Below are 12,688 nucleotides of genomic sequence, written 5' to 3' on the forward strand. Positions count from 1 at the left end.
GGGGGTTGAAAATGCAAACAGATTTATTAAATATATTTTTTGAAGAGGCAGAAGAACATTTGCAATCATTAAATGAAAATGTCTTAAATTTAGAACAAAATCCTGAAGATATGGATGTTGTCGGTGAAATTTTCCGTTCTGCACATACATTTAAAGGTATGTCTGCAAGTATGGAATTTACAGAGATGGCTGATTTAACACATAAGATGGAAAATGTTCTTGATGAAATTCGTCATGGAAATATGGCAGTTAATGCTGATATTATAGATGTTATTTTTGAATGTATTGATAATTTAGAAAAAATGGTCGCTGACGTACAACAAGGTGGTGTAGGGAATTTAGATGTTGCGGCTACAAAACAGAAGCTAGAAGCGTTGTTAAATGGTGATGGAGTCAGTACAACAGATACCCAGCAGCAAATCGAATTACCTGACAATGAAACAGTTTCGCATGAAGTTCATATTACGATTGAGCAGCAAGCAATATTAAAAGCAGTACGAGCAATTATGTGTATAGAAGTTCTGCAAGGTTTAGGGGATATTGAAAAAACAGTTCCGAGTATAGAGGAAATTGAAGCAGATGCTTTTGGATTTGACTTTACAGTCTACATGAATACAGAGCGAAGCGAGGAAGAATTAACGCAAGCTGTACTTCATGTTTCAGAAATTGAAAAAGTAGAAGTGAAGCAAACGAAACAGGAACAGTCAGTCATAGAGACACAAGCTGAGAAAGAAGCGAAGCAGAGTGCAACATCTTCTTCTCAACCAGCTAACAAAGGAGCATCTTCTAAAGGGAATGCAAAAGGAAAAAATGCAAAAGTAGAAAATCGTTCTATTCGTGTTCAGTTAGAAAAGATAGAGCGATTAATGAATATGTTTGAAGAAAGTGTCATTGAACGTGGCCGTATTGATGAATTAGCAGAGAAGATTCAAAATAAAGAACTCATAGAGCATTTAAATCGATTGGGAGACATCTCAAAAGACATTCAAAATGTATTGTTAAACATGCGTATGGTACCGATTGAAACGGTGTTTAATCGTTTTCCACGCATGGTGCGCATGCTAGCGAAAGATTTAGGGAAAAAGATTGATTTACAGATTACTGGTGAAGATACAGAAGTCGATAAGATTGTCATTGATGAGATTGGAGACCCACTTGTTCATTTAATTCGTAATGCAATAGATCATGGCATTGAAACGGTTGAAAAACGTCGTGATGTAGGAAAGAATGAGACAGGAACAATAAAATTAGAAGCTTTTCATAGTGGAAATCATGTTGTCATTCAAATTACTGATGATGGAAACGGGATTAATAAAGGAAAAGTATTAGAGAAAGCGATTAAAAATGGTGTTGTAACAGAAGCGGAAGCGAATAAATTAACGGATCGTGAAGTATTTGATCTTATTTTTCAACCTGGATTTAGTACAGCGGAAGTTGTTTCAGATCTTTCAGGAAGAGGTGTGGGATTAGATGTTGTTAAACATACACTCAATAGTCTCGGCGGTCATTTAATTGTTGATTCAGAAGAAGGAAAAGGTAGCATATTCCGCATTGAACTTCCTTTAACGCTATCTATTATTCAATCTATGCTTATTCAAACGAATGAAACACGATATGCTTTACCACTTGGTAATATTGTTGAAGCAATTCGAATTAGAAAAGAAGATATACAATCATTGCAAGGAAAAGATGTTTTAAATTATCGCGACCAAATTATTGAAGTGAAACATTTAAGTGTGATCTTTGGTGAAAAAACAGCAGATGAGGTATTTGCATCATATGATAATCAAATGATTCCTGTTTTAATCGTGCGCAATACGCATCGTAGCTATGGACTTATCGTAAACACAATTATTGGTCAAAGGGAAATTGTCTTAAAGTCATTAGGTGACTTTTTTGCAGAAAGTGCAAAACATTTCTCTGGTGCGACAATTCTCGGTGACGGACGGGTAGTCCTCATTTTAAACCCAGAAGGTTTATAAGTGAAATGAAACTCCCTAATGTGCAAAATTGGGGAGTTTTTCGTGACTATAATAATCAACCGTATTATTATTCATTTATATCACCATTCTTATCATAAGTTTGTTAAAATATAACGGTATAATAGAAAGGTTATCTAAACCATAAGAAAGAAATAGAAATGAGGAGGCGAGAAAAATGCCTGAAGAACATACAAAAGAGGAAACGGAAACTCTTGTGGCAGAAAAAGAAGAACAATTACTTACATCTGAAGAATGTGATATTCTAGGCGAGATTGCGAATATCTCATTTGGCTCTGCATCAACGATTCTATCAACGATTTTAAATAAACAGGTCAGTATTACTGCTCCTCATGTTGAAATGGTAAATTTATATGATGCGAGAGAAATAGAAGTTCCACATGTCGTATTAAATATTCATTTTACAAAAGGATTAGATATAGAAAACTTGTTTGTTCTTCAACAAGATGTTGCGTTGGCTATTGCGGATCTCATGATGATGGGATCAGGTGAAGTTGAAGAAGGAAAAGAACTTGGAGAATTAGAACTAAGTGCAGTACAGGAAGCTATGAATCAAATGATGGGGTTTGCCGCAACATCTATGTCAGAGTTTTTCCGAGATACAGTGGACATGTCGCCGCCGACTATTAAGGTTGTAAAACTACTAGATGAAATGGAGAAAATCTCTGGTAGTGAAGAAAATAATATAATTATTAAAGTATCGTTTGATTTAAAAATAGATAGTCTTGTAAATTCTAAGCTTGTGCAAATTGTATCAGTTGAACATGCGAAACAAATGATAGACAAATTATTACAGTTGTCTAGTGGTACAGAACAAGAACAGAAAAACATTGAAATAAGAAAAGAAGTAGAAGACAAACAAGAATTAGTAGAAACAGAATCTGTAAATGAGCAATTAACACAAGAAGAAAAAGATGTGTTAGGGGAAATCGCCAATATTTCCATTGGTTCCGCATCAACTGTATTATCGACAGTATTAAATCAACCGGTTAGTATTAGTACACCAAATGTAGAAACAATCAATGCTCGTCATTATGATGGTGTTCCAATTCCATTTGTTATATTAAATGTTGACTTTGTTGAAGGTTTAAAAAATGAAAATGTATTTGTATTTACGAAAGATGTCGCTTTAACGATGGTAGATCTCATGATGATGGGAACAGGTGAAATTAATCCGGACCAAGAGTTAACAGAACTAGAACTAAGTGGCATTAAAGAAATTATGAACCAAATGATGGGACATGCGGCAACTGCCATGTCAGAAATGTTCAAGGAAAAGATGGATATTACTCCACCAACAGTAAAATTTATTACTTTAAAGGAAGAAATGGAATATTTGGGAGGAGGTACAAATTGGAATGAACTAGTTCAAATTACATTTAATATTGAAATTGGAGAACTTGTTCAATCGAAGATGTATCAGATCTTGCCAATCCCAGAAGCAAAGGAAATGGTGCGGCGCCTGTTAGATCCTGTTATAGAAGAAGCTGAAATTGAGACAGAAGAAGTTGTCCAAGAAGAAATGAATGAAGAAGCAGTTCAAGTATCAGAAGCGCAACCATTCGAGTTCCAAGAGATTTCAACAACTAATGCATTAGGAATCGATGCATCCATTCTTCAAGATGTGGAAGTAAATGTGGAATTTGTATTTGGAAGTACAGTAAAAACAATTGAAGATATATTAAGTTTACATGAAAATGATGCAGTTGTACTTGATGAAGATATTGATGAACCGATTCGAATTTATGTGAATAATATATTAGTTGCATACGGTGAACTTGTTAATGTTGATGGATTTTTCGGTGTGAAAGTTACAAAATCGTTATAAGACGTTAAATAGGAGCTTGAACAAATAGATGAATAGTATGAGATATGTTCTCGTTTGCTGGATGATATTACAGTTACCTCTCTTCTTCCCAATTCAAAGTAAAGCAGAAGAGAGTGTCCAAGAAAATAATATCGAAACAATCAACCAACAAGATGTGCAAAATAATAAACAGCCAAAAGAAGAAATAGAACACCAAGAAAAGCAGCAAGAGGAGCAAGAACAAAAGTTTGAAACAGAATTAGGTATAGTTACGGTGAGTAAGCCTCAGTTTATGTTAGGAGAACAGCTGAAAATTACGATTGAACCGAAAGAACAAAATGTGCAAAGTATAAATGGAACACTGCAATTGCAAGTGAAAGAAGGGCGATATGAGCAAGAGCGGTCGTTAATTTTTCAATATGAAGCAGAAGCGAACAAGTGGATTGCATCCTACACAGTTGGAGCTTATGATTTAGAAGGAGATTGGCATCTTCAGCTTATGCAACAGTATGAAGACGATGAAAGTAAAGAAATCATAGAAAAAGAAACAGAAATCCCACTCGTTAACATTAAAAATGAAGCTCCGACTTTAGATAAAGAATTGCCGAAGTTAGAACAACTTGTTGTTGAAGACGCAAAGGATGGGATAATCGAGCGGGGAAATGGTGATATGTTAGAGATTCGTGTGAAAGCCTCCGATGCAGAATCAATCGTAAAAGAAGTGCGTGTTGCATTAAAAGGGGAAGAACCGAATCATGATATTACTTTTTTACTAGATTATCAAAAGCATGAACAGGATTGGCGGAAAATTTATGAAGTAACAGAAGCGATGAAAACGGGGAGATACCATCTTCATCTTGAAATCGTTGACGCTGCTGGTAACCGATTTGTGCAAGAAAGTTCGTATATTATCTCTATTTTAGAACAAGCATCTAAAGAGAGCGAAGAGCCAAAAGAACAAGTTCAAGAAGAAAAACAAACGGAAGAGCCGATCAAAGAAGAGAAAGTTGCTGCGAAGGAAGAGACGGTTGTCCCAATTGCTGATGTGCCGAAGAAACAAGAAGAGCAAAAACAACCTGAACAAGAAGTGAAAAAAGTACAGCCGTCAAAAAAAGATGAAAAAGATCATCAAACGGGCTCTAAGAAGCAAGAGCAAGTTGAAAGCAAAAAAGAGAAGAAACAGCCAAAAGAAGAGAGATTTGAAGCTTCACAAATATTTATGATAATAGCGGGCTTGTTCGCGTTATTCTTTGTTGTAAAAAGTAATAAAGAGTGGAGCTAACATAATAATGAAATGCGAAAGTGCTTGAAAAGGAGCATGAAAATGGATGTTAAGCGCATTGGTATGGAAAACAAGACGTTAGACCCGTTCAAACAGTCTGCGACTATTTCTAAACAGGAGATACATAAAGAGCGAAAACAAAGTAATCTAGTAATTACAACTCAATCTCAAATCATTACAAAGAATCATGAAATCGGTATTTTACTTACAAATCTTGGTGATGGAAAAGCGCTCACGGCATTTCTCACGAAAGAAATAGATACGATACTTCAGTTATTCTCAAAACTGCATATAGTAGCGAAGGAAGGAAAGCAGTCCGAACAAATATATGAGCAAATTGTGAGGAGTATAGAAGGAATTGTCAAGCAGGCACATGTAAAGGGGATTCCTTTATTAGATGGAACGTATGATTATGCCGAAGTGCAGCTTGTATTTGGACGGAAAGTATTTATCCCGTTATTAGATGTAAGTGGGCTTCTTTCTTTGGCGGAGCAGAATCCTTCTCAAGGTAATTTGAATATGATTATGAGCGTCATTACGACTTATATGACAAAACTATCAAATGAAACTTCATTAATAAATGGTGTTCATCCTTCTCAGGATCGTGATGCGAGTGTATGGCGTGCATTAGCCGAAATGAATATGACACAGTTGTCACACCAATTCAAAAAAGCGATGCAAGAACATAAGTGGTCGATTACGATTTGTTTTTTACTTATATGGATTGTTTGTATTCTTTTCATACGGTTATGATAGATAGACAAAAGGTCGCTGCTTTTTTAGAAAGCAGCGACCTTTTTATATTTTTTCATAAAAGAACGTATCAAAGCGCTGAAGATTATAGCGCTCAGGAGTTAAAATTTGCTCCGTGCTACCGACAAATAATACGCCGCCTTTTTTTAAGGAACGACTAAATTTGTCATAAAGTAGCGCCCTTGCTTCTTCTGTAAAGTAAATCATAACATTGCGACAAATAATTAAATCAAAATTTGTGTCGAAACTTTGTGTCAATAAATCGTGTTGTTTAAAGGTTACTTGTTGTTTTATGCTAGGACTTATTGTATATATATCATTTTCTTTTATAAAATGACGTTTTTTAAAAGCATCTGGTAACTCTTTCAAAGAGCGTTCTGTATATTGACCTTGTTTTGCTTTTTCTAAAATATGAAAATCGAGATCTGTTGCTTGAATTTCAAAGCGAAAAGTTGGCAATCGCTCTGATAAAATGAATGAAAGGGTATACGGTTCCTCGCCAGCTGCACATGCAGCACTCCATGCTTTTAACTTTCCAGTATTTTGTTGGAGCAGCTTTGGTAAAACTTTTGTTTCAAGTGTTTGCCAACGCTCTTTATTGCGGAAAAATTCCGATACGTTAATTGTAATGTGATCGATAAAGTGTGTAAATAATTCTTGGTCATTTCGCAGAGCATTGATAAAATGAGTATAATTTTCAAAACCTTTGCGTGAGAGGAAAGAATCAATTCTTCTCCTCATTCTATCCTGCTTATATAAAGAAATATCTATATGGAATTGTTGTTTAAGACTCGTTATAAAATAATTATAATTTTGTTCATTTATCATAGTTATATAGGCACAATACAATATATTGTGCCTCCCCCTTTTTAGATGTATTACATCATGCGGATTTTTTGTTCAAAGCTTTTTTTTACTTGGTTTTGCTGTAATCCGGGTAAATCATAAATCACTGCATCAACCCCCGCATCCTTTGCGATATCGACAGGAATAACAGACGTATGTTTATCTCCATTGTAAAAGCAGAGAACTAACTGACTGTCTTTCACAATTTGTTTGATAAAAGACATATACTCTGAGCGATAAATAGAATCATAAGGGTAATCAAATGTGATATATTGTGCTCCGTATGCTTTTAAATAATCGATCGCTTCTTGAAATTCATCTGTTAGTAAATGTAGCGATTGCAATGTGTACAGGCATAAGTTTGGAGCCAAATGTTCATTTTCTATAAAGAAATGAAGCACTTCATTTTCAATAGATTTGTAACATAATATGTGAATTTTATGTTTGTGAGCATAGTCTAATAAAAAAGCTTTTATTTCTTTTCGATCTAATGCTGTTAATTGATTTGAACCACAAAGAAAAATATTCATAGATTTGCGCCACCTCATGCTAAATTGTAACATAACTTCCGCAAAAAATAACTGCAAAATATCGTTATACAGAGTATAATTATAAATAACCGGATTTTACGATTAATAAATAAAAAAATAAATAAATGTATAGGTGATTGATATGCTACGTTCTATTTCGCACAATCCAATTTTATCGCATATACCACCTGCAAACCAAATGCCGAAAGAAGCAAACTTGAGAACTGGACTTGCTTTTTCGGAGAATTTGCATGCGGATTCAAAGAAAGATAAGTTGCTAGAGCAAATGGAAGCATTTGTTGATAATATTGGAGAAATTAAAGAAAAAATTGAATTAGAGTTAACTCTTGATAATGTAATGGAATATAAAAATACAGTGAAATCATTTTTGAATTTCTATGTTGATCATGTATTACAGTACAAAGATGTTATGTCGCGTCATCCAAGGTATGGATATTCGCAAAAAATGACAATCGTGAAACAAGCTGAAACGGGCTTAAATGAATTAGAGGATGTTATGAATTTAATTAATACAAAAACAGGTCATTTAGAAATATTAAACCAAATTGGAGAAATTCATGGTTTAATTGTGAATCTAGTATTATAAAAAGGAAGGAAGTTATATGTACATACAGTTATATGAGAAGCTCGTTGTCATTCAAAAGGCATACGAGAATATTAGTGTGCTTGGAGAACAGATATATGAGAATTTAAAACAAAAAAACATAAATGAAGTACAGCGACTGCAAGTGGAACAACTGCGATATATAGATGGTGTAAAACAACTAACAACTACTTTCAAAGATAGCGTTGTTCAATGTTGTCAAGAAAATGGCGTTGAACCATTTCGAATGCATTCGTTGTTTTCGTATTTTTCAGAAGAAGAAATTAAAAAAACAGAAGAATTACAAAAAAAACTACTAGAATTGGAAGGGAATGTAAAAACAATTCTGTTGAAAAATCAATATTATTTAAACATATTATTAAAAACTACAGAAAGTATTGTGGATTCTGTTTCTGAATACAATCAAGAAAAGAATCATAATTCACAAATCTTTATGAATGAGCTATTGTAAAGGAGAAGTGAAAAATTATGAGATTATCTGATTATAATACACCGCTATCAGGCATGTTAGCGGCACAAGTTGGGTTGAAAACAACACAACAAAATCTTACTAATATTCATACACCGGGATATGTGCGTCAAGCGGTAAACTACGGATCTGTGGGAGCGAATAATGGAAATACACCAGAACAACGAATTGGTTATGGAGTTCAGGTAATGGGTGTAGATCGTATTACAGATGAAATTAAAACAAAACAATATAATGAGCAATTATCTCAGCTGTCTTACTACGGGTATATGGACGATGCTTTATCACGAATAGAGTCTATTATAGGGACAACTGGGCCGAATTCATTGTCTAGCTTGATGGATGGTTTTTTTAATGCGTTTCGTGAAGTAGCTAAAAATCCAGAACAAGCAAATTATTATGATACGCTTATTGCTGCAACAGGTAAATTTACAAATCAGTTAAACCGCATTGGAAGAGATTTAGAAGAAGCGGAAATGCAAGTATCAGCAGATATTCAAGGGCATGTAGACGAGTTTAATCGTCTTGCTGAAAGCTTAGCAAAAGCAAATGAAAATATTAGAGAGGCTGGTTTGAAAGTGCCGAATCAGCTCTTAGACGAGCGAGATCGGATTATTACAGAAATGTCTCAATATGCTAATATAGAAGTATCTTACGAATCTGGAAATCCTAATATTGCGAGTGTTAGAATCTCTGGTGTATTAGCAGTAAGTGGACAAGATACGTATCCACTTCAATTACAAAAGGAGAAAGAACCGATTTCAGTACAAATTTCCGGAACAGATATTCCATTAAAGAGTGGGAAAATCTCATCTGCAATTGATATGAAAGTAAAGATTACTGGAAATAAGGACAAGCATGTTAAAGGCTATAAAGATTCTTTAAATGAATTAATGTCTGCTATCAAAGATCAAGTAAATGGAGTTATGAAAAAAGATTTCTTTGTTGGAGATATTGCCAAAAATATTCGTTTAAATCCAAAACTTGCAAATGACGTTTCAAAAATGAAAATTTCTACTGAAACAGCAAAAGAATTGGCAGGAATTTCAGATAAAGAATATACAGATGGACTTTCTTATAAACAAGCATTAGATAAATTTCTTGTTGGAATTGCATCAGATAAAAGTGCAGCAAGTGCCTATAAGGATATTCATACAAACTTATTCACAGATACTGAACAAGAGAAAATGAGTATGGAAGGCGTTAATATGGAAGAAGAAATGGTTAACTTAATGGCCTTTCAGAAATATTTCGTTGCCAATTCGAAGGCAATTTCAACAATGAATGAAGTATTTGATAGCTTATTTTCTATCATTCGATAAGGGTAAATTTAATTAATTTATAAAAATTAAACAATAAAGAAGGGGATTTTATGAGAGTATCTACATTTCAAAATGCAAATTGGGCTAAAAACCAACTGATGGGTTTAAGTGTTCAGCAACAATATCATCGTAACCAAGTCACTTCAGGTAAGAAAAATTTACATATGAGTGATGATCCGCTTGCTGCGGGGAAATCATTTGCAATCGAACATTCATTAGCAAATATTGAACAGATGCAAAAAGATTTAAAAGATTCAAAAAATGTTTTGTCTCAAACTGAAGCAGCGTTACAAGGTATCACGAAATCTTTAACAAGAGTCGATCAATTGGTTCTACAAGCTGTAAATGGGACGAACGGTCCAAAGGAAATGAAAGCGATAGGTACAGAAGTTAATCAATTGTTAAAGCAAGTGGTATATTTGGCTAATACAAAAGAACAAGGACGCTATCTTTTTGGCGGGGAAAGTGTAGAAAAACAACCTTTTACAGAAGATGGTACATATCAAGGTGGAAATAAAAATGTTACATGGGAATTAAATGATGGCTATGAAGTGACAGTTTTTCGTAAAGGGGATAACTTGTTATCTTCAGCTATTCAAACATTAAAGAAAATGGGAGATGCATTACAAAATGGTGATAAAAAATCCTTGGAGCCATTACTAGAAGAAAATAAGCAAAATTTAGATAAGGTGTTGAATCAAACAACAGAATTAGGTGCAGTAATGAATACGTTGGATACATTCAATACAATTTTAAATGAACAAAACTTAGCGCTCCAAGAAAATCGAAAAGAAATCGAGGATGTAGATTTAGCTGTAGCAATTTCTAATTTAGCTTATATTAATGCAACGTATGAAGCGACATTAAAATCAGTAAGTACGATGAGTAAAATTAGTATTTTGGATTACATGTAATGATAAGAAGGAGTGGATATAAATGGGAGGAACAATCACCAATGTAGGTGGTAGACAGCAGATTTGGAATTTAGGGAATAACATAATTGATACCTCTAATTTAGTAAATTTAGAACTGCAAGCTTTAGAAATGAAAAAAACGCCTTATTCAAATCAGAAACAAACACTCACTAATGAGAAACTTATTTATGCAAGTGTAAAAAAAGAATTTGGGAATTTTTATCAAATTTTTAAAGATTTATCTGCATTTAAAGGGAATGAAAAGAAAACAGCAGCCTCTAAAGATGGATTTCTTACGGCCCAAGCGGATGCTTCAGCAATTGCAGGTACATATACGATTACAGTTGAAAAGGTGGCACAAAGACATCAAATTACTACGGCTCCAGCGAATTCAACAAATACAACAGGGACAATTCAGTTGGATGATAAAATTGGAAAAGACGATACATTTAAAATTGGTAGTAAAGATGTTACAGTTACAAAGGATATGACGTATAAAGATGTAGTTAACAAAATTAATAATGGAAACTATGGTGTGTCTGTATATTCTCTAGGGGGACATTTATTTTTTACATCAACTACAGAGGGTAAAGATGGCGAAATAAAATTAACTGATGGAAGTAATGGCTTTTTAAAGAGTATCGGATTAATAGATAGTACCGGTGCGATCGCAAATGAGATTACAAAACCATCAGATGCGGAATACACAATAAATGGGATTGCTGGAACTAGTAAATCTAATAAAATTAGCACTCTTCCCGGTGTGACTATTAATTTAGAAAAAGAAACAACGGAACCAATTACTTTGACAATTCAAGATTCTGATATAAAGGATTCTATTAATTTAATCAAAAAAATGAAAGATGAATATAATAAAGCTGTTTCAAGTTTAGATTTGTTTGCAGGTAAAAATGGTGCTTTGCAAGGAAGTAGTGTGGCATTTTCGATTCAAAATGCTATGACAAGTCTTTTTTCATATTCTCAAGATAAAACATTTCCGTTCTCTTTTGGTATCGAAGTTGATAAAACAGGAATTATGAAATTAGATGAAGCGAAGTTGGCAACTGCATTTAAAGAAAATCCAGAAACAACAAAACAATTTTTCTTTGGTTTAAATGGTTTAGGACATAATATGGAGAAAAAGCTTGATAAGATATTTGGTGATGAAGGTTTTATTGGAAAGCGATCTAAAAGTATTGATGAGCAAGTAAGCAAATTAAATCAAAAAATTAGTGACATTGATACAATTAATAAAACGAAACAAATATCTATTATTGATAAGTATGCTAAGTTAGAATCTACACTGGCTTTACTTGATATGCAGTTAAAAACTATGAAAGCTATGACAAAGCAAAAAAGTGATGATTAATGAAAATTGAGGAAGTGTTAGTATGCAAGCGTGGCAACGATATATGCAAAATGATATTATGACAAGTAATCCAATTAAAAATACAATCTTCATTTATGAAAGATGTATTGTTGAGTTTCAAAAATTAGAGCAATTGCTCAGTGATTTTCAAATTCAAGAGGGAGAAATACTCCTTGAAAAATTAGAACGTATTTTTGAAGAGCTAAAACTACAGTTGAATCCGGAAATTACAAAAGATTTATATGATAGCCTTTACGGTTTATATGATTGGATTAGCTCTCAAATTCAAATGATGAAAATAACACGTGAGGCGAAAGATATTGATGCAATTGTAAAAGTATTACAAGATTTAATAGATGGATATCGTGGGGCGTTGGAAAATGCACAATGATATTTATCAAGCTTTTGTTAGCTGTTTTAATGAGATAGGGGAACTAAATGTAACGGAGGAAGAATTCTCTGAAAAAAGTGAAATGCTAAATCGCTGGATGATGACGTTAGATGAGGAAATGCGTGCTCAAGTAGCAGAACAAGTGAGTCCTTATATTATTAAGGCTGCACAACATATTCGAGATAAACAAAAAATATTAGAAGAAATGATTATGTCAAATGATGGACGTATGAAAGCAAATGCTTTTTATGGGAAATATTGATAAGTGCATGGTTAATATTTGCAATGAAAACATATTACTCACATAACATGCAAGAGAAATCTTTATGTGAGTAATATGTTCATTAGTGAATGATGAATTCCGCTGATAGAGGTTTCAT

13 protein-coding genes are annotated in these 12,688 nt (G+C 33.6%); 11 read left to right on the plus strand and 2 right to left on the minus strand.

All coding sequences use genetic code 11. The features are described from left to right. The first annotated feature begins 11 nt into the window (after positions 1–11). The 4 genes from MR058_RS03970 to MR058_RS03985 all read left to right on the plus strand — a co-directional run bounded on the left by MR058_RS03970 (position 12) and on the right by MR058_RS03985 (position 5,842). Complete coding sequence (locus MR058_RS03970; RefSeq protein WP_242142741.1) at positions 12–1,982, plus strand: chemotaxis protein CheA; 1,971 nt, start codon at positions 12–14, stop codon at positions 1,980–1,982. Between the two features lie 175 nt (positions 1,983–2,157). Continuing rightward, positions 2,158–3,828: a flagellar motor switch protein gene (locus MR058_RS03975; protein WP_242142742.1), complete on the plus strand. Its 1,671-nt coding sequence runs from the start codon at positions 2,158–2,160 to the stop codon at positions 3,826–3,828. Between the two features lie 28 nt (positions 3,829–3,856). Next, entirely contained in the window at positions 3,857–5,089 is a 1,233-nt protein-coding gene (locus MR058_RS03980) for a transglycosylase (protein WP_242142743.1), read from the plus strand. A 42-nt stretch (positions 5,090–5,131) separates the two neighbouring features. Continuing rightward, positions 5,132–5,842 carry a hypothetical protein gene (locus tag MR058_RS03985; RefSeq protein ID WP_242142744.1) on the plus strand — a complete coding sequence of 237 codons (711 nt, stop codon included), beginning with the start codon at positions 5,132–5,134 and terminating at the stop codon, positions 5,840–5,842. A 45-nt stretch (positions 5,843–5,887) separates the two neighbouring features. On the opposite strand, the gene MR058_RS03990 is transcribed toward MR058_RS03985, so the two are convergent. Continuing rightward, positions 5,888–6,670, minus strand: a complete 783-nt coding sequence (locus MR058_RS03990) for a CheR family methyltransferase (RefSeq protein WP_041809613.1) — start codon at positions 6,668–6,670, stop codon at positions 5,888–5,890. A 50-nt stretch (positions 6,671–6,720) separates the two neighbouring features. Beyond that, positions 6,721–7,218, minus strand: coding sequence for a flagellar motor switch protein FliG (locus tag MR058_RS03995; protein WP_242142745.1), 498 nt, complete (start codon positions 7,216–7,218; stop codon positions 6,721–6,723). A gap of 142 nt (positions 7,219–7,360) precedes the next feature. Between MR058_RS03995 and MR058_RS04000 the strand changes: the two genes are divergently transcribed. From MR058_RS04000 to MR058_RS04030, 7 genes are read left to right on the plus strand one after another with little or no spacing between them, the layout of a single operon-like run. Further along, positions 7,361–7,825 (plus strand): YaaR family protein, encoded by a 465-nt coding sequence (locus MR058_RS04000; RefSeq protein WP_012093841.1) that lies wholly within the window; start codon positions 7,361–7,363, stop codon positions 7,823–7,825. A 16-nt stretch (positions 7,826–7,841) separates the two neighbouring features. After that, the gene (locus MR058_RS04005; protein WP_242142746.1) at positions 7,842–8,294 is read left to right on the plus strand and encodes a hypothetical protein; all 453 of its coding nucleotides are present in this window, start codon (positions 7,842–7,844) and stop codon (positions 8,292–8,294) included. Positions 8,295–8,311: 17 nt separating this feature from the next. After that, positions 8,312–9,634, plus strand: a complete 1,323-nt coding sequence (flgK, locus tag MR058_RS04010) for a flagellar hook-associated protein FlgK (protein ID WP_242142747.1) — start codon at positions 8,312–8,314, stop codon at positions 9,632–9,634. A 50-nt stretch (positions 9,635–9,684) separates the two neighbouring features. After that, the gene (locus MR058_RS04015) at positions 9,685–10,548 is read left to right on the plus strand and encodes a flagellar hook-associated protein 3 (RefSeq protein WP_242142748.1); all 864 of its coding nucleotides are present in this window, start codon (positions 9,685–9,687) and stop codon (positions 10,546–10,548) included. 22 nt (positions 10,549–10,570) lie between these two features. Further along, complete coding sequence (locus tag MR058_RS04020; protein ID WP_242142749.1) at positions 10,571–11,917, plus strand: flagellar hook-associated protein 2; 1,347 nt, start codon at positions 10,571–10,573, stop codon at positions 11,915–11,917. A gap of 22 nt (positions 11,918–11,939) precedes the next feature. Next, positions 11,940–12,308, plus strand: coding sequence for a flagellar export chaperone FliS (locus MR058_RS04025; protein WP_012093846.1), 369 nt, complete (start codon positions 11,940–11,942; stop codon positions 12,306–12,308). Continuing rightward, the gene (locus MR058_RS04030) at positions 12,298–12,570 is read left to right on the plus strand and encodes a hypothetical protein (protein WP_012093847.1); all 273 of its coding nucleotides are present in this window, start codon (positions 12,298–12,300) and stop codon (positions 12,568–12,570) included. Before MR058_RS04025 ends, MR058_RS04030 begins: the two co-directional genes overlap by 11 nt. Positions 12,571–12,688 lie beyond the last annotated feature (118 nt).

Source organism: Bacillus cereus group sp. BfR-BA-01430 (assembly GCF_022663115.1).
Taxonomy (GTDB): Bacteria; Bacillota; Bacilli; order Bacillales; family Bacillaceae_G; genus Bacillus_A; species Bacillus_A cereus_BD.